The sequence below is a fragment of the Streptomyces sp. JJ38 genome, assembly GCF_019303475.1.
In the GTDB taxonomy this organism is placed as follows: Bacteria; Actinomycetota; Actinomycetes; order Streptomycetales; family Streptomycetaceae; genus Streptomyces.
Window position 1 is genome coordinate 20,177 of the sequence record NZ_JABLSI010000001.1, and the last position, 16,827, is coordinate 37,003.

The 16,827-nt window shown below is 73.9% G+C and carries 14 protein-coding genes; 11 read left to right on the forward strand and 3 right to left on the reverse strand.

What is annotated here, in order from left to right; translation table 11 throughout:
• Nucleotides 1-6: 6 nt before the first annotated feature.
• Entirely contained in the window at nt 7-4,620 is a 4,614-nt protein-coding gene (locus HPT28_RS00075) for an ATP-dependent helicase (protein ID WP_219088108.1), read from the reverse strand.
• A 38-nt stretch (nt 4,621-4,658) separates the two neighbouring features.
• Between HPT28_RS00075 and HPT28_RS00080 the strand changes: the two genes are divergently transcribed.
• The 6 genes from HPT28_RS00080 to recX all read left to right on the forward strand — a co-directional run bounded on the left by HPT28_RS00080 (nt 4,659) and on the right by recX (nt 8,949).
• Nucleotides 4,659-5,555 carry an AraC family transcriptional regulator gene (locus HPT28_RS00080; RefSeq protein WP_219088109.1) on the forward strand — a complete coding sequence of 299 codons (897 nt, stop codon included), beginning with the start codon at nt 4,659-4,661 and terminating at the stop codon, nt 5,553-5,555.
• A gap of 11 nt (nt 5,556-5,566) precedes the next feature.
• The gene (locus HPT28_RS00085) at nt 5,567-6,307 is read left to right on the forward strand and encodes an AzlC family ABC transporter permease (protein WP_374226896.1); all 741 of its coding nucleotides are present in this window, start codon (nt 5,567-5,569) and stop codon (nt 6,305-6,307) included.
• On the forward strand, nt 6,304-6,615 hold the full coding sequence (locus HPT28_RS00090) for an AzlD domain-containing protein (protein ID WP_219088110.1): 312 nt from the start codon (nt 6,304-6,306) through the stop codon (nt 6,613-6,615). The genes HPT28_RS00085 and HPT28_RS00090 overlap by 4 nt, the downstream gene beginning before the upstream one ends.
• A 110-nt stretch (nt 6,616-6,725) precedes the next feature.
• The gene (locus HPT28_RS00095) at nt 6,726-6,920 is read left to right on the forward strand and encodes a DUF3046 domain-containing protein (RefSeq protein ID WP_219088111.1); all 195 of its coding nucleotides are present in this window, start codon (nt 6,726-6,728) and stop codon (nt 6,918-6,920) included.
• 271 nt (nt 6,921-7,191) lie between these two features.
• Nucleotides 7,192-8,328: a recombinase RecA gene (recA, locus tag HPT28_RS00100; RefSeq protein WP_219088112.1), complete on the forward strand. Its 1,137-nt coding sequence runs from the start codon at nt 7,192-7,194 to the stop codon at nt 8,326-8,328.
• 12 nt (nt 8,329-8,340) lie between these two features.
• The gene (gene recX / locus HPT28_RS00105) at nt 8,341-8,949 is read left to right on the forward strand and encodes a recombination regulator RecX (protein WP_219088113.1); all 609 of its coding nucleotides are present in this window, start codon (nt 8,341-8,343) and stop codon (nt 8,947-8,949) included.
• A gap of 21 nt (nt 8,950-8,970) precedes the next feature.
• Here recX and HPT28_RS00110 read toward each other — a convergent pair whose 3' ends face one another.
• The gene (locus HPT28_RS00110) at nt 8,971-10,401 is read right to left on the reverse strand and encodes a HAMP domain-containing sensor histidine kinase (protein ID WP_219088114.1); all 1,431 of its coding nucleotides are present in this window, start codon (nt 10,399-10,401) and stop codon (nt 8,971-8,973) included.
• Nucleotides 10,402-10,420: 19 nt separating this feature from the next.
• On the reverse strand, nt 10,421-11,140 hold the full coding sequence (locus HPT28_RS00115; RefSeq protein WP_219088115.1) for a response regulator transcription factor: 720 nt from the start codon (nt 11,138-11,140) through the stop codon (nt 10,421-10,423).
• 327 nt (nt 11,141-11,467) lie between these two features.
• Between HPT28_RS00115 and HPT28_RS00120 the strand changes: the two genes are divergently transcribed.
• The 5 genes from HPT28_RS00120 (at nt 11,468) to HPT28_RS00140 (ending at nt 16,815) form a co-directional block, all read left to right on the forward strand.
• Entirely contained in the window at nt 11,468-12,253 is a 786-nt protein-coding gene (locus tag HPT28_RS00120) for an amino acid ABC transporter ATP-binding protein (protein WP_219088116.1), read from the forward strand.
• Between the two features lie 188 nt (nt 12,254-12,441).
• The gene (locus HPT28_RS00125; protein ID WP_219088117.1) at nt 12,442-13,356 is read left to right on the forward strand and encodes a glutamate ABC transporter substrate-binding protein; all 915 of its coding nucleotides are present in this window, start codon (nt 12,442-12,444) and stop codon (nt 13,354-13,356) included.
• A gap of 109 nt (nt 13,357-13,465) precedes the next feature.
• Nucleotides 13,466-14,113 (forward strand): amino acid ABC transporter permease, encoded by a 648-nt coding sequence (locus tag HPT28_RS00130; protein ID WP_219088118.1) that lies wholly within the window; start codon nt 13,466-13,468, stop codon nt 14,111-14,113.
• Nucleotides 14,110-14,973, forward strand: a complete 864-nt coding sequence (locus tag HPT28_RS00135) for an amino acid ABC transporter permease (protein ID WP_219088119.1) — start codon at nt 14,110-14,112, stop codon at nt 14,971-14,973. The genes HPT28_RS00130 and HPT28_RS00135 overlap by 4 nt, the downstream gene beginning before the upstream one ends.
• A 264-nt stretch (nt 14,974-15,237) precedes the next feature.
• Nucleotides 15,238-16,815: an FAD-dependent monooxygenase gene (locus tag HPT28_RS00140; RefSeq protein ID WP_219088120.1), complete on the forward strand. Its 1,578-nt coding sequence runs from the start codon at nt 15,238-15,240 to the stop codon at nt 16,813-16,815.
• Nucleotides 16,816-16,827: the final 12 nt, after the last annotated feature.

A 16,827-nucleotide genomic window follows, 5' to 3' on the forward strand; every position in this document is an offset into this window, starting at 1 on the left:
TGACGCCTACGGCCGCAGCCGCAGCCCGCGCGGGGTCGCGTGGAAACCCGCGGCCTCCAGGACGCGACCCAGCGCAGACGTCAGCACCGCGGCACCGTTGGCCCGCTCGACGGTGAGGGAACCCAGCATCCCCGAACGTGCCGCCTCCGCCAGGGCCGACGTGGCCTCCTCCAGCGCCCGCCCCTCGCCCCAGGCCAGCATCGACCGCCCGCCACGTTCCAGATACAGCACGAGTTCCCCGTCCACCAGGACGACCAGGGCGCCCGCCTTGCGGCCCGGCTTGTGGCCCGCGCCCTCCGGTGACTCCGGCCACGGCAGCGCCGCCCCGTAGGCGTTCGCCGGATCGGCCGCCGCCAGCACCACGGCTCGCCCCTCCCGCTCCCGCTCCCGCGCGGTGTGCACCGCCCGCAGCCGGTCCACCGCGCCGTCCATCGCGAACTGCGCGGCCCCGAGATGCTCGACGACGTAGCCACGCCGCGCCTGGCCGCTCTCCTCGAACGCGGACAGCACCCGGTAGGCCGCCGCGAAGCCGCCCGGCACACCCTCCGTGGCGACGGCGCCCCGGGTGACGACCCCGTGCCGGTCCAGCAGGGTGCCCGCCACGGCGTGGGCGCGCAGCGTGGGCTCCTCCTCCCGGGGCGGCAGCAGCGACCACCGTCCGGCCACCGTGGGCGGCCCGTTCCTGGAGGCGGTGCGCACCCCCAGCGAGCCGTACCGGCCGCGCGGCACCGGACGCCGCGCCCGGTGCGCCGTGGAGCCGGCCGTGCGCCCCGAACCCAGCAGCGCGCGGAGCGGGGCCAGGCCGTCGTTCGTGAGCCGCCCCGACCAGGCCAGCTCCCACACCGTCTCGGCCAGCAGCAGATCCGTCACCTCAGGGTCGACGGCCCGCACCTGTTCGGCGATCTGCCGGAAGAACAGGCCGTACCCGCCCGACAGAGCGTCCAGCACCGCCCGGTGGTGCGGCGTCAGCTCCAGCGGATGCGGCTCCGGCAGGAGCAGCGGCGCCGCGTCCGCCGGATACAGCGCGACCCAGCCGTCCTTGCCGGGCAGCGCCCCGGCCCCGGCCCACAGCACCTCGCCCGTCGTCGTCAACTCGTCCAGCATGGCGGGGCTGTAGCCGGCCACCCGGCTCGGCAGCACCAGCCGCTCCAGCGCCGAGGCCGGCACGGCCGCGCCCTGCAACTGCTCCACCGCCCGCGCCAGCCCGTCGACACCGCGCAGCCCACCGGCCCCCACGTGCTGCCACCGGGGCAGGAACGCCGCCAGGGCCGGGCCCGGGACCGGCTCCAGCTCCTGCCGCAGCGCCGCCAGCGAACGCCGCCGCAGCCGCCGCAGCACCGTGGGATCACACCACTCCTGACCTGCTCCCGCGGGATGGAACTCGCCTTGCAGCAGCCGGCCCTCGGCCGCCATCCGGTGCAGCGCGCCGTCGGCCACCGCCTGACCGAGGCCGAAGCGCGCGGCGGCCGCCGCCGTCGTGAACGGGCCGTGGGTGCGGGCGAACCGGGCCAGCAGATCACCCAGCGGATCGGGCACCGGCTCGGTGAACGCCTCCGGCACCCCCACCGGCAGGGCCACGCCCAGGGCGTCCCGCAGCCGGCCCGCGTCCTCGACCGCGGCCCAGCGCTCCCGGCCCGCGATCCGCACCGGGATCGCCCGCCGCGCCGCCGCCAGCTCGGCCGCCCAGCCGGGCTCGGCGCCGCGCTCGGCCAACTCCGCCTCCTCGAGCGGCCCCAGCAGCCGCAGCGCGTCGGCCACCCCCTCGACGTCCTTGATCCTCCGGTCCTCGGTGTGCCACTGGAGCTCGGCCTCCAGCTCGGCCACCACCTCCGCGTCCAACAGCTCCCGCAGCTCGGCCCGGCCCAGCAGCTCCGCGAGCAGCCGGGAATCCAGCGAGAGGGCCGCGGCACGCCGCTCGGCCAGCGGGGTGTCACCCTCGTAGAGGAACTGCGCCACGTAGCCGAACAGCAGCGACCGCGCGAACGGCGAGGGCTCCGGCGTCGTGACCTCCACCAGCCGCACGCGGCGGGCCGCCACGTCCCCCATCAGCTCCGCCAGACCCGGCACGTCGAACACGTCCTGCAGGCACTCCCGTACGGCCTCCAGCACGATCGGGAACGAACCGAACTCGCTCGCCACCTGCAGGAGCTGCGAGGCCCGGCGCCGCTGCTGCCACAGCGGGGTGCGCCGGCCCGGATCGCGGCGCGGCAGCAGCAGCGCCCGCGCCGCGCACTCGCGGAACCGGGCGGCGAACAGCGCGGAACCGCCCACCTCGGCCGTGACGGTCTCCTCGACCTCACCCTGCTCGAACAGCACGTCCTGCGCACCGACGGGCGCCTGCTCGGCGTCGAACGCGCGATCCGGCTCCAGCGGGCCGTCCAGCGCGTCCAGCCCCAGGAGGTCGGCGTCCGGGAGCCGCAGCACGATCCCGTCGTCCGCGTGCATCACCTGGGCGTCCAGCCCGTAGCGCTCGGTCAGCCGGGACCCCAGCGCCAAGGCCCAGGGAGCGTGCACCTGCGCCCCGAACGGCGAGTGCACGACCACCCGCCAGTCGCCCAGCTCGTCCCGGAACCGCTCCACCACGATCGTGCGGTCATCCGGAACATGGCCGCAGGCCGCCCGCTGCTCCGCCAGATAGGCCAGGAGGTTGCCCACCGCCAGCTCGTCCAGCCCCGCCGACGCCAGCCGTTCGCGCGCCGCGTCCTCCGCCAGCGCCCCGATCTCCCGCAGGAACGCCCCGAGCGCCCGCCCCAGCTCCAGCGGGCGGCCGAGCTGGTCGCCCTTCCAGAACGGCAGCCGCCCCGGCACCCCCGGGGCTGGGGAGACCAGCACCCGGTCCCGCGTGATGTCCTCGATGCGCCAGGACGTCGTGCCCAGCGTGAAGACGTCCCCCACCCGGGACTCGTACACCATCTCCTCGTCCAGCTCGCCGACCCGCCCGCCGCCGCGCTTCGGATCGGCCCCGGCCAGGAAGACGCCGAACAGCCCGCGGTCCGGAATGGTGCCGCCCGAGGTGACGGCGAGCCGCTGCGCGCCGGGCCGGGCGGCGACCGTGTGCGCGACCCGGTCCCACACGACGCGGGGGCGCAGCTCCGCGAAGGCGTCCGAGGGGTAGCGGCCCGCCAGCATGTCCAGCACGCCGTCGAACGCCGACTCCGGCAGCGCCGAGAAGGGCGCGGCCCGGCGCACGAGCGCCAGCAGCTCGCCCACGTCCCAGGTGTCCATCGCGGTGATGGCCACGAGCTGCTGGGCCAGGACGTCCAGCGGGTTCGCCGGGACGCGCAGCGCCTCGATGGCCCCCTGCCGCATCCGCTCCGTCACCACCGCCGACTGCACGAGATCACCGCGGTACTTGGGGAAGACGACGCCCGCCGAGACCGCGCCCACCTGGTGCCCGGCCCGGCCCACCCGCTGCAGCCCCGAGGCCACCGAGGGCGGCGACTCCACCTGGACGACCAGGTCCACCGCCCCCATGTCGATCCCCAGCTCCAGGCTGGAGGTGGCCACGACGGCCTGCAGCCGCCCGGCCTTCAGATCCTCCTCGACCTGCGCCCGCTGCTCCTTGGACACCGAACCGTGGTGGGCCCGCGCCAGCACCGGCGGCGCCCCCTCGGCGGCACCGGAGCCGCCCATCAGCTCCGCCGGCGCGTGGTGCTCGGGCAGCGGCTCACCCGTCGCCCGCTCGTACGCGATCTCGTTCAGCCGGTTGCACAGCCGCTCGGCGAGCCTGCGGGAGTTGACGAACACGATCGTGGAGCGGTGCTCCTGCACCAGGTCGCAGATCCGCTCCTCCACCGAGGGCCAGATGGAGGGCCTGGTGCCGGGGGCGTCCGGCTCGGAGACCGGGGAACCGCCCAGCTCGCCCATGTCCTCCACCGGGACGACGACGCGCAGGGCGAACTCCTTCTCCGCCGGCGGCTGGACGATCTTCACCGGGCGCTGCGGGGAGAGGAACCGGGCGACCTCCTCCACCGGACGTACCGTCGCGGACAGCCCGATGCGGCGCGCGGGCCGCTCCAGCAGGGCGTCCAGCCGCTCCAGCGTGAGGGCGAGATGGGCGCCGCGCTTGGTGCCCGCCACCGCGTGCACCTCGTCCAGGATCACCGTCTCCACCCCGCTCAGCGCCTCGCGCGTCTGCGAGGTGAGCATGAGGAACAGCGACTCCGGCGTCGTGATGAGGATGTCCGGCGGCCTCCGGGCGAGGGCGCGCCGCTCGGCCGCGGGGGTGTCCCCGGAACGGATCGCCACCCGCACCTGCGGCTCGGGCAGCCCGAGCCGCAGCGCCTCCTGCCGGATGCCCGTCAGCGGGCTGCGCAGGTTCCGCTCGACGTCGACCGCCAGCGCCTTGAGCGGCGACACGTACAGCACGCGGCAGCGCCTCAGCGGCTCGGCGGGCGGGGGCTGGGCCGCCAGACGGTCCAGCGAGGCGAGGAAGGCGGCCAGCGTCTTCCCCGAGCCCGTCGGGGCGACGACCAGGGCGTCCGAGCCTTCTGCCAGGGCCTGCCAGGCGCCCTCCTGCGCGGCCGTGGGTGCGCGGAACGCCCCCGCGAACCACGCGCGCGTCGCGGGGGAGAAGCCGTCCAGGGCATCGGGGCCGGGCACGGCCGAGGAGTCACCCATGCCCCCATCGTGCACCCGGGCACCGACAGCGGCCCCGCATGGCCGCCGCCCCGGGGCCGCGGCCCGGTTGGGACACTGAAGGGGTGAGCGACGCGGAGTGGGCACGGCACTGGCGGTGCGAGGAACTGCCCGGGCTGGACCTCCTGCGCGCCCGCTACGTGGACCACACCTTCCCCCGGCACACCCACGAGGGCTACGTCCTGGGCGCGGTCGCCGGCGGGGTCGAGGAGGTGGGCACGCCCGGAGGGGTCATACGAGCCGTCCCGGGCAGCGTCGTCATGATCAACCCGGAGGTTCCGCACACCGCGCGCGCCGGCGTCCCGGAGGGCTGGTCCTACTACACGCTCTACCCCTCGGCGGAGCTCGTCCGTGAGATCGCCGAAGAGACCCTCGCGCTGCGGGGCACCCCCGCCTTCGCGGAGAGCTACGTGCTCGACGAGCGCACCTCCGCGCTCATCGGCGGCGTGCACCGGGCCGCCGAGGCGGGCAACCCCCTCGCGGCGGACAGCATGCTGCGCCTGGCCGTCGCCCGGCTGCTGCGGCGGTGCGGCGCCCCGGCCCCCGTCCGCGCCCAGCCCGGGGCCGGGGCGGGCGTGGCGGCCCGTGCCCGGGAGATCCTGGAGGAGCGGATGGCCGAGCCGCCCACCCTGGGCACGCTCGCGGCCGAGCTGGCCGCCAGCCCGTTCGCGCTCTCCCGCGCCTTCCGCGAGCGTTACGGCCTGCCGCCGCACGCCTGGCTCACCGACGCTCGGGTGCGCCGCGCCCGCGGGCTGCTGGAGGACGGGCTGCCGCCGGCCGCCGCCGCGGTGACGGTCGGTTTCACGGACCAGGCCCACCTGGGTCGGCACTTCCGGCGCATCGTCGGCGTTCCGCCCGGCGCCTACCAGCGCGAACGTGCAAGAACGTACAAGACCGGCGACGGGCCGACCGCCTAGCGTCCCGAACCGTGACGAACCAGGTTTCCCCCAGAACGGCGTCCCCGATACCGCGGCCCGGGGACGACGACCCGGCACCGGGCGGCGAGCGGGCCGTCGTCCGCGACGCCCTCGGTGTCGGCGTCGCCGTCGGGCTGTCCGGCTTCGCGTTCGGGGTCACCTCCGCCGGCTCCGGCCTCGACCTGTGGCAGACGTGTGCCCTCAGCCTCCTGGTGTTCACGGGGGCCTCGCAGTTCGCCCTGGTCGCGGCGCTCGCCGGGGGCGGCGGCCCCGGGACCGCCGCGGCGGGCGCGCTGTTCCTCGGCGTCCGCAACGCCTTCTACGGTCTGCGCCTCTCCTCGCTCCTGCGGCTGCCCCGCGCGGTGCGTCCGCTGGCCGCCCAGTGGGTCATCGACGAGACCGCCGCCGTGGCGCTGGCGCAGCGCGACCGGCGGTCGGCCCGCGTCGGCTTCGTCGTCACCGGCCTCACGCTGTACGTCCTGTGGAACCTGACGACCCTGCTGGGCGCGCTCGGTGCCGAGCGGCTGGGTGATCCGGCCGCCTGGGGGCTGGACGCCGCCGGGCCCGCGGTGTTCCTCGCCCTGCTGGCGCCCATGCTGCGGTCCACGAGGGAGGGGGCGACCGCCGGGCTCGCCGTCGTGCTCGCCGTGGCCTGCCAACCGCTTCTGCCCGCGGGGGTGCCCGTCCTCGTCGCCGCGCTGGCCGCCCCGGCCGTGCTGCTCGTCATCCGGACGCGGGAGGGCGTGCGATGAACGTGTGGCTCGCCATCGCCGTCACCGCCGCCGGGTGCTACCTGATCAAGCTGCTGGGGCTCGCCGTGCCGGCCGGGGCGCTGGAACGGCCGGTCGTGCGGCGCCTGGCGGCGCTGCTGCCGGTCGCGCTGCTGGCGGCGCTCACCGCGCTGCAGACCTTCGAGGGCGCCGGCGGCTCGCTTACCGTGGACGCCCGCGCGGCCGGGCTCGCCGCCGCGGCGGGCGCCCTGCTGCTGCGGGCGCCGTTCCTGGCCGTGATCGGCGCCGCGGTCGTGGTCACGGCCGGGGTGCGGGCGCTGGGCGGCTGACGCCGTGAGCCGCCCGTGGCCGGGCGCGGGAGTGGGGCCCGCCTGGACGTCGGCGTCCCGGTCGGACGGCGGCGTCCCGGGTGCGGCGAGCACTGCGCGATACTGGGGGCATGCGGCTGACGGACTTCTGGGAGCGGATGGCGGCGCACTTCGGGTCGGCCTACGCGGACTCCTTCGCGCGGGACCACGTGATGTCGGAGCTGGGCGGGCGCACGGTCCGCGAGGCGCTGGACGCGGGGTGGGCGGCGAAGGACGTCTGGCGCGGGGTGTGCGCGGCCATGGACGTCCCGGCCGAGCTGCGCTGAGGGCGGCGCGCCCCCGGTTCCCGGCGCTCCGGGGGCCTCTCCGGTGCTGGGCGAATGCGGGCACAACAGACCTCGTACTTGTCTTGACCTGTGGGTTTCCCGTTATCCACAGCCTCGGCGGCGTCACTTGACACAAAAATCGAACATCGATTCCCATGGTGGCGGCAGAGGCGGCTCAGGCACGGCTCCCGGCCCGGTCCGGGCCGGTTGTCAGTGGCAGCCGCTAGCGTCGTCGGATGTGAAGCGATCGAACCAGAAACCGGTGGCACCCATGGCAGGAACCGACCGCGAGAAGGCGCTCGACGCCGCGCTCGCGCAGATTGAACGGCAATTCGGCAAGGGCGCCGTGATGCGTCTCGGTGAGCGGCCGGACGAGCCCGTGGAGGTCATCCCCACCGGATCGACGGCGCTGGACGTCGCGCTCGGGGTCGGCGGCCTGCCGCGGGGCCGCGTCGTGGAGGTCTACGGCCCGGAGTCCAGCGGTAAGACGACGCTCACGCTGCACGCGGTGGCCAACGCGCAGAAGGCCGGCGGTACCGTCGCCTTCGTCGACGCCGAGCACGCGCTCGACCCGGAGTACGCCAAGAAGCTCGGTGTGGACGTGGACCAGCTGATCCTCTCCCAGCCGGACAACGGTGAGCAGGCGCTGGAGATCACCGACATGCTCATCAGGTCCGGCGCGCTGGACCTGATCGTGGTGGACTCCGTGGCCGCGCTCGTGCCCCGTGCCGAGATCGAGGGCGAGATGGGCGACTCCCACGTCGGCCTCCAGGCCCGGCTGATGAGCCAGGCGCTCCGCAAGATCACCGGAGCGCTGAGCCAGTCCAAGACGACGGCGATCTTCATCAACCAGCTCCGGGAGAAGGTCGGCGTCATGTTCGGCTCGCCCGAGACGACGACCGGTGGCCGGGCGCTGAAGTTCTACTCCTCGGTGCGGCTCGACATCCGGCGGATCGAGACCCTGAAGGACGGCACCGAGGCCGTCGGCAACCGCACCCGGGTCAAGGTCGTGAAGAACAAGGTCGCACCGCCCTTCAAGCAGGCGGAGTTCGACATCCTCTACGGCGTGGGCATCAGCCGCGAGGGCGGCCTGATCGACATGGGCGTGGAGCACGGCTTCATCCGCAAGTCCGGTGCCTGGTACACCTACGAGGGCGACCAGCTCGGCCAGGGCAAGGAGAACGCCCGCAACTTCCTGCGGGACAACCCGGACCTGGCCAACGAGATCGAGAAGAAGATCAAGGAGAAGCTGGGCATCGGCCCGCGCACGCAGGAGGCCACGGGGGAGCCCGGCCAGGACGCCGCGGCCGGCGGCCCCGCCGCGGCCGAGTCCGCCGCCAAGGCCGCCCCGGTGACGGCGGCCAAGGGGAAGGCCGCGAAGGCGGCCGGCAGCGCGGCCAAGAGCTAGCCCGGCCGCGCGATGACACGGCGGACGGAATGGCCGGAGCAGGCTCCGGCACCCCAGAACGGCGGTGCTGTCTCCTCGTCGAGGGCCGAGGGGGCAGCACCGTCCGAACCCCGTGATCCGGTGGAGCGGGCGAGGACGATCTGCCTGCGCCTGCTCACCGGGACGCCCCGCACCCGCAGCCAGCTCGCGGAGGCCCTGGACCGCCGGGGCATCCCCGAGGAGGCGGCCGAGGAGGTGCTCGCCCGGTTCGAGGAGGTGGGCCTCATCGACGACGCGAGTTTCGCCGACGCCTGGGTGGAGTCCCGCCACCACAGCCGCGGCCTCGCGCGCCGCGCCCTGGCCCGCGAGCTGCGCACCCGCGGTGTGGACTCCTCGGTCATCGACGGCGCGCTGGGCCGGCTCGACGCCGATCAGGAGGCGGAGACGGCGCGTGCCCTCGTGGAGCGCAAGCTCCGCACGACGCGCGGCCTCGCCCCGGAGAAGCGGATACGCCGCCTCGTGGGCATGCTCGCCCGCAAGGGGTACGCCGAGGGACTGGCGCTCCGCGTGGTGCGGCAGGCCCTGGCGGACGAGGGTGAGGAGGGCGAGGCCGCCTGGGAGGAACACCTCCCCGACGTCTGACCACCGTGACGGTACGCGCGGTCACGGTGCCGTCCGCGGCAGTGTCACGGTCACCCGCAGGCCCGTGGGGTCGCCCGGGGAGTACGCGATCGACGCGTCCCCCGCGGCCAGCAGGGCCCGTGCGATCGACAGCCCCAGGCCGGAGCCGGAGACGTTCTGGTGGCGTCCGCTGCGCCAGAACCGGTCCCCGATGCGGGTGAGCTCGTCCTCCGTGAGTCCCGGCCCCTCGTCGGCCACCTCCACGGTGACGCGTTCCCCCGAGGCGGCCACCGTGACGGTGACCGCCTTCCCCTCCGGCGTGAACTTCACCGCGTTGTCCACCACGGCGTCCAGGGCGCTGGAGAGGGTGAGCGGATCGGCCCACGCCGTCACCGCGCCCGCCCCGGCCGTCCGCAGGGTCACCCCCGCCCGCTCCGCGACCGGGCGCCAGGCGGCCACCCGTTCGGCGACGAGCGCGGCCACGTCCGTCAGCCGCAGGTCGGCCCGGCTGTGCTCCGCCGTGGCCAGCCCGAGCAGGTCGTCCAGCACCCGTGCCAGCCGCTTCCCCTCCGTCTGCACCGAGGCGAAGTCCGCGCTGCCCTCCGGCAGCTCCAGCCCCAGGAGCTCGATCCTCAGGAGCAGGGCCGACAGCGGGTTGCGCAGCTGGTGCGAGGCGTCGGCCACGAACGCCCGCTGCTGCTCCAGCACGTCCTCGACGTGGTCCGCCATCTCGTTGAACGAGTGCGCAAGCCGCCGCAGCTCCGGTGGCCCGCCCGCGGCGGCGACCCGGGAGGTGAGCCGCCCGGTGGCGATGTCGTGGGTCGCCTTGTCCAGGTCCCGCACGGGCCGCAGCACCCACCCGGCCAGCCGGACGGCCGCCCCGAGCGCCAGCAGCATCGCAGCCGCCTCCCCGGCGGCGAGCGGGATCCAGTCGCGCAGGATGCGTGAACGCAGCGGGCCGGTGGGGGAGTCGGTGAGGACGACGGCGACCACGTCCCCGTCCCGTACGACGGGCGACGCGACGGCGATCCGGTTCCGCTGCCAGGGCCACACCTGCGGGGGGTCGTGGCTGCGGCGCCCCGCGAGCGCCTCGGCGAAGGCGTCGGCGCCCTCGCCGTGCTCCGGTACCCGCCAGCCCGCGGGGGAGGCCGCCATCGCCTGCCCGTCCCGGTAGAAGACGCCGGCGTCGATGCCGTACAGCTCGTGGTAGCGGGTGAGTTCGCTGGTGAGGGTGGACAGCCGTTCGTCCCGGAGGCCGTCGGCGATGCGTGCCTCGGCCGTGGGCTGGGACACCCGCTCGGGGCGTGCGGTGACGAACTGGGCCAGGGAGGCGAAGCGCGCGGTGTCGTCGATGCGGTCGACGACCAGCCGCTGCTGTTCGGCCGCGGCCATGCTGGCGGCCAGGGGGAACCCCAGGGCCAGGAGCACACCGGCCATCAGGACGATGAGCAGGGGCAGCAGTCGGGCGCGCACCGGCGGAAGGCTACCCGCGTCAGCCGGCCGGTGCGGACAGCCGGTAGCCGACGCCGCGCACCGTCTCGATCAGCGCCGGCAGCCGCAGCTTCGAGCGCAGCGAGGCGACGTGGACCTCCAGCGTGCGCCCGGTGCCCTCCCAGCTCGTGCGCCACACCTCGCTGATGATCTGCTCCCGCCGGTAAACGACGCCGGGGCGCTGGGCCAGCAGCGCCAGCAGGTCGAACTCCTTGCGGGTGAGCGCCACGACCTCGCCGTCGACGGTGACGCGGCGGCCGGCGGGTTCGATCAGCACCGGCCCGAACCGCAGCCCCGCGGGCGTGTCCGGCTCACCGCCTCCGCCTCCGGTCCCGGCCGCGCTCTCGCCGCCCGCCGTGCGGCGGCTGACGGCGTGGATACGGGCGAGCAGTTCCCCGGTGTCGTACGGCTTGACGACGTAGTCGTCGGCTCCGAGATTGAGCCCGTGGATGCGGGAGCGCACGTCGGCCCGCGCGGTCACCATGATCACGGGGATGTCGGCCCGGTGCCGGATGCGCCCGCACACCTCGAAGCCGTCCTGGTCGGGCAGGCCGAGGTCCAGCAGGACGACGTCGAAGGGGGCGGAGCCCTCGCCGGGGAGGAGCCGTTCCAGCGCCTCGGCTCCACAGCGCGCGTGGGCGGTGTGGATGCCGTGCCGGGCGAGGACGGCGGACAGCGCGGCGGCGACGTGTTCGTCGTCCTCCACCAGTAGCACCCGCATGGCGCCTCCCGTCCGTTCCGTCGTTCGTCCCGCGTTCGTCGTTCCTTCGCCCGCCGTCCCCGCGCGGGACGTCTTCCCGGGGAGAGGGGTCCGGCGACCAGGGCCCTGCGCAGCATCCATGCCGACGCCGGTGGGGGACGTCAAGGCGGTTCCCGGCCGTCCCGGCCTTCCGTTATCCAGCCGGTACGCCACGAGCTGGCGTTCCTCACCCAGTGTGTCCGGGGGTGTCCTTATCGTTATGCTCAATTTCCGCTCAGATGTGATGACGGCGCTTCGTCGTGGTCATTAAGGTCCCAGCAACCGATGAGGACGGAGCGAGTGACGCCGATGAGCGCAGTATCGGTGACGCAGGACGCCGGAGGCACGGCGGACCCGGCGGAACCTCTGGTCGTGCTGGACAACGTCAACAAGTATTTCGGTGCGCTGCATGTGCTCCAGGACATCGACCTGACCATCGCCCGGGGCGAAGTGGTCGTCGTGATCGGTCCCTCGGGATCCGGCAAGTCCACCCTGTGCCGCACCATCAACCGGCTGGAGACGATCGACTCCGGGTCGATCACCATCGACGGCAAGCCGCTGCCGGACGAGGGCAGGGAGCTGGCCAGGCTGCGCTCGGACGTGGGCATGGTCTTCCAGTCCTTCAACCTCTTCGCGCACATGACGGTCCTGCAGAACGTCACGCTGGGCCAGCTCAAGGTGCGGCGTACGCCGAAGGCCGAGGCCGAGGAGCGGGCCCGCGCCCTGCTGGACCGTGTGGGGGTGGGCAACCAGGCGGACAAGTTCCCCGCGCAGCTCTCCGGCGGACAGCAGCAGCGGGTGGCCATCGCCCGGGCGCTGGCGATGGAGCCGAAGGTCATGCTCTTCGACGAGCCGACCTCCGCGCTGGACCCCGAGATGATCAACGAGGTGCTCGAGGTCATGCAGCAACTGGCCCGGGACGGGATGACGATGGTCGTCGTCACCCACGAGATGGGCTTCGCCCGGTCCGCGGCGAACCGGGTGGTCTTCATGGCCGACGGGCGGATCGTCGAGGAGGCGACGCCCGACCAGTTCTTCAGCAACCCGCGCAGTGACCGCGCCAAGGACTTCCTCTCGAAGATCCTGGCGCACTGACCGGGAGCCGTGAGGGACCGGACGCGGCCACGGGCGCGGCACGCACCCCGCCTCCCCACGCTCTCGCACCCCGCCCGCCGCGCTACCGAGCCGCGGTTCCGGGCACCGCAGCACCGAGCCGCCGTACCGAGTTGTCGTACCGAGCCGTCGTACCGAGTCAACCAGTCAAGACCCCTCAAGGACGCATCATGAGACTTCGCAGGACCGCAGCCGCCACCGCCGTCGTCTTCGCCCTCACCGCAGCCGCCACGGCCTGCGGCAAGGAAGGCGACCCGAGCGACGACAACGGTGCGGACGCGCCGGAGCTGCCCACGTACACCGTCGCCGAGAACGTCGACATCGACTCCGCGGTGCTCAAGGCCGCCCAGGACCGCGGCAAGCTGGTCATCGGCTCCAAGGCCGACCAGCCCTTCCTCGGCTTCCAGGACCCGGCCACCAAGGAGTACGAGGGCTTCGACGTCGAGATCGCCAAGATGATCGCGGCGGACCTGGGCTTCGACCCCGAGAAGGAGGTCGAGTTCAAGACGATCGACTCCTCGATCCGGGAGACGGCGGTCTCCAAGGGTCAGGTCGACCTGATGATCGGCACCTACACGATCAACGACGAGCGCAAGAAGCAGATCGACTTCGCGGGTCCCTACTACCTGGCCGGCCAGGACCTCCTCGTGCGCAAGGACGAGGAGGAGATCAAGGGCCCCGACAGCATCAAGGGCAAGACGGTCTGCTCCATCAAGGGCTCGACCCCGCTGCGGAACATCACCGAGAACAAGGACAAGTACGGGGCCGACACGGTCGAGCTCGGCAAGTACACGGACTGCGTCAAGCAGCTGATCGACGGTCAGGTCGACGCGATCACGACCGACGACGCCATCCTCAAGGGTTACGCCGCCCAGCGTCCCGACGACCTGAAGGTCGTGGGCGAGACGTTCAGCGACGAGCCCTACGGCGTCGGCCTGAAGAAGGGTGAGGACGAGCTGCGCGCGGCCGTCAACGACGCCATCCAGGCGCACATCGACAACGGGGACTACGAGAAGGCGTACGAGGCGACGCTCGGCCAGTCCGGCTCCGCCTACGTGGAGCCGCCGGCGCTCGACCGGTACTGACGGACCGCACCGCGCCCCGCGGCAGCCGCTGAGCGCCGCGGGGTGCGGTCCGGACGCGCCCGTTCACCCGTACCGCCCGACTGCCTGCGCGGACACACGCGGAGAATTCATGAATGTACTGCTCGACCACTTCGCCTTGTTCCGCGAAGGGTTCCTCGGAACGGTGTCGCTGACCCTCACCAGCGCGCTGATAGCGCTGGTCCTGGGCATCGTCATCGCGGGTTGCCGGGTGTCCCCCGTGCCACCGCTGCGGGCGTTCGGCGCCGCCTGGGTGACGGTGCTGCGCAACACGCCGCTGCTGCTGCTGTTCCTCGTCGCCTTCTTCATCCTCCCGGAGGTCCTCTTCCCCGGGATGAGCCCGTACGTCCTCGCCATCCTGGCCCTGGGCTTCTACACCTCGTCCTTCGTGTGCGAGGCGATCCGCTCCGGCATCAACACGGTGCCGGTCGGCCAGGCGGAGGCCGCGCGCAGTCTCGGGCTGACGTTCCTGCAGACGCTGAGCCTCGTCGTGCTCCCCCAGGCCACGCGGACCGTGCTGCCGCCCATGAGCAGCATCCTCATCGCGCTCACCAAGAACTCCGCCATCGCCGGTGCCTTCAGCAACACCGAACTGTTCGGTGTCCAGAAGGACCTGAGCGACATGGGATACAACATCATGACCGTGTTCTTCTGGGTCGCGGCCGCCTACCTGATCATCACGTTCTCGATCAGCGGCGTCTTCCGCGCACTGGAGAGCAGGATGGGGGTCGCCCGATGAGTTCGGTCCTGTACGACACCCCGGGGCCGAGGGCGAGGCGCCGCAACGCGATCCTGTCCGTCGTCGGCGGCGGAGCCATCCTCGGCCTCCTGGTCTTCAGCCTGGTGCGGATCGCCGACTCCGGCCAACTGGCCCCCGAGATGTGGGAGATCTTCCAGTACTCGGGCATCATCGACGGCCTCGTCGACGGCCTGGTGAGCACGCTGCAGGCGTTCGTCCTGGCCGGGGTGCTCTCCCTCGTCCTCGCCGCCGTCCTGGCCGTCGCCCGGCTCTCGGACCACCTCCCGGTGCGGTGGTTCGCCATCGGGTTCATCGAGCTGTTCCGCGCCGTGCCGCTTCTGATCACCATCTTCGTGATCTGGGCGGGCTTCCTGACGGACGAACCCATGTGGGCCCTGGTCCTCGGCCTCACGCTGTACAACGGGGCGGTGCAGGCCGAGGTGCTGCGCGCCGGCATCCTCGCCGTGCCCAAGGGCCAGGTCGAGGCCGCGTACGCGCTCGGCATGCGCAAGACGCAGGTCATGCTGACGGTGCAGATCCCCCAGGCCGTGCGCGCCATGCTCCCGGCAGTGATCAGCCAGCTCGTCGTGACCCTCAAGGACACCTCGCTCGGCTACATCATCGTCTACGAGGAGCTGCTCTACGCCGGCCGCCTCATCGCCAGCAACACGCTCATCAACGGCGACAATCCGTACGTCACCGTGATCATCGTCATGGGTTCCCTGTACATCGGCCTGTGCATGGCACTGTCCGCCCTGGCCACCTGGATCGAGAAGCGCGGCCGACGGGCGCCGACCGGGGTGAAGATGGCGCACGCCGAAGCGGTGGAGACCGGGGAGCCGCTCAAGGACGGGAGCTGACCACCGGCCCGGACGGCGCCGCCGCCCGGGCCGGCCGGGCCCCGCACCTCCCGGGCGCCCGCTCGCGGGCCCACGGGACGCCAGCGCCCCGCGGGCCCGCGCGGCACGTCCCGGATGCCCGGCCGCCGTGTGGCCGTCACTTGACGGCTGCACGGGCAGTCGGTTGCATACCGTTGTGATCACGCACGACCTCCGGCCGCCGACGCCAACTTCCCCGCCCGTCAAGGGTTCTCACCGTCCGTCGGGGCGGCGAAGCGAGGTGCGGTGGAGCCGGTGATCGTGGTCGGCGCCGGGCCCGTGGGGCTGGCGCTGGCCCTGGCACTCGCCCGGCACGACGTGCCGTCGGTGCTGCTGGAGTCGGGGGACGGGGAGATCGTCGCCCGGCCCGCCCGCACCTGCGTCCTGCGTCCGGACACCGCCGCGCTGGCCCAGCGGCTGGCCGGTGCCGCCGAACTGCCCGGCACCCATTGGCGGGTGTGGCGGACGATACGCCGCCGCCAGTGCGTCCACCAGGAGGACTTCGCGCCCGGCAGCGCGCCCTTCCACCTCCACCAGCACACCCTCACCGGGGCGCTGGTGGCCGCCGTACGGCGCAGCGAGCTGGTGGACTTCGTGCCCGGGCGGCGGCTCACCGAACTCGAGCAGCACGCCCACGGGGTCCGGGCCCGCACGGCGGGCGGCCTCGGCGTCACCTGGTCGGGCAGCTATCTGGTCGGTTGCGACGGCGCCCGGTCCACGGTCCGTAAGCTCCTCGGCGTCCGCTTCCCCGGCCGGACGTCCGTCGAGCGGCGGGCCGTCGCGGCCCTGCGCACCCCGCTGCCCTGGCCGGACGAGGCGCTGGTCCACCGCGAGCCGCCCGGGGGCGAGGAGGTGTGCGCGCGCTCCCTGCCCGGCGGCGTGTGGCGGCTGGACTGGCAGCTCCCGCCGCGGGGCGACCTGATCACCCCGCAGGACCTGCTGGGACGCGTCGACGCGACGCTGGCCGCCTGGTCGGACGGGGCCGAGCCGGCCTACGAGCTGCTGGACACCGGTGTCCACACGGCCCATCAGCGGCTGGCGCGCCACTGGCGTTCCGGCCGCGTCTTCCTGGCGGGGGACGCGGCACGGCTGCTGGGGGCGCTCGGTACCCAGAGCGTGGACGAGGGCCTGCGCGACGTCGACAACCTCGCCTGGAAGCTCGCCGTGGCCTGGCACGGAACGGGCGCCGGGGCCGTGTCCGGTGAGAGTTCCGAGGACACGGCGCTGGAGCTGCTGTTGGACAGCTACGAGGAGGAGCGGCGCGGCGCTTCCGTCGCCCGGCTCCGGGCGCTGGACCAGGCGGTGCCCCTGGTACACGGCGGGAGCGGTCTGCGCGCGCTGCTGCCGGGCGGGCGCGGCCCGCTGACGCTCCTCACGGACGGGCATGTGGGCCGGGGCGCGCTGGGTGCCCCGGCCGGCTACGCCGACTCCCCGCTCACCTCCGCCCCGCTGCCCGGGCTCGGCGCGGGGGAGGCCGTGGGCGAGGTGGCGGCCGACGTCCCCGTCACCCCACCGGGCGGAGAGCGTCAGCCCCTGCGACAGCGGCTCGGCCGCGGCCTGCTCGTGGTGCTCGTCGCCCCCGGCTCCGCCGTGTGGGAGAGCCGGCACTGGATGAACGCCGGGGTCATGCCCGCTCTCGCGGCGGCGGTGCGGGGACTGCCGCTGCGGGCGGAGCTGCTGGTGGCCGAGGCGTATCCGGGCGCTGACCCCCACACCGTCCTGCTCGTGCGCCCCGACGGCCATCTGGCCGCCGCGCTGCCGGGCGTCGACCCCGGGGGGCTCCACACCTGCGCCGCCGCGCTGAGCGGTGCCACCGTCCCGTGAAGGCTCAGGGCC

Excerpts from the sequence above, each read along its gene's own strand:
- HPT28_RS00075 (WP_219088108.1), bottom strand. The coding sequence starts at position 4,620 with ATGGGTGACTCCTCGGCCGTGCCCGGCCCCGATGCCCTGGACGGCTTC.
- HPT28_RS00080 (WP_219088109.1), top strand. The coding sequence starts at position 4,659 with ATGGCCGCCGCCCCGGGGCCGCGGCCCGGTTGGGACACTGAAGGGGTG.
- HPT28_RS00090 (WP_219088110.1), top strand. The coding sequence starts at position 6,304 with ATGAACGTGTGGCTCGCCATCGCCGTCACCGCCGCCGGGTGCTACCTG.
- HPT28_RS00095 (WP_219088111.1), top strand. The coding sequence starts at position 6,726 with ATGCGGCTGACGGACTTCTGGGAGCGGATGGCGGCGCACTTCGGGTCG.
- recA (WP_219088112.1), top strand. The coding sequence starts at position 7,192 with ATGGCAGGAACCGACCGCGAGAAGGCGCTCGACGCCGCGCTCGCGCAG.
- recX (WP_219088113.1), top strand. The coding sequence starts at position 8,341 with ATGACACGGCGGACGGAATGGCCGGAGCAGGCTCCGGCACCCCAGAAC.
- HPT28_RS00115 (WP_219088115.1), bottom strand. The coding sequence starts at position 11,140 with ATGCGGGTGCTACTGGTGGAGGACGACGAACACGTCGCCGCCGCGCTG.
- HPT28_RS00120 (WP_219088116.1), top strand. The coding sequence starts at position 11,468 with ATGAGCGCAGTATCGGTGACGCAGGACGCCGGAGGCACGGCGGACCCG.
- HPT28_RS00125 (WP_219088117.1), top strand. The coding sequence starts at position 12,442 with ATGAGACTTCGCAGGACCGCAGCCGCCACCGCCGTCGTCTTCGCCCTC.
- HPT28_RS00130 (WP_219088118.1), top strand. The coding sequence starts at position 13,466 with ATGAATGTACTGCTCGACCACTTCGCCTTGTTCCGCGAAGGGTTCCTC.
- HPT28_RS00135 (WP_219088119.1), top strand. The coding sequence starts at position 14,110 with ATGAGTTCGGTCCTGTACGACACCCCGGGGCCGAGGGCGAGGCGCCGC.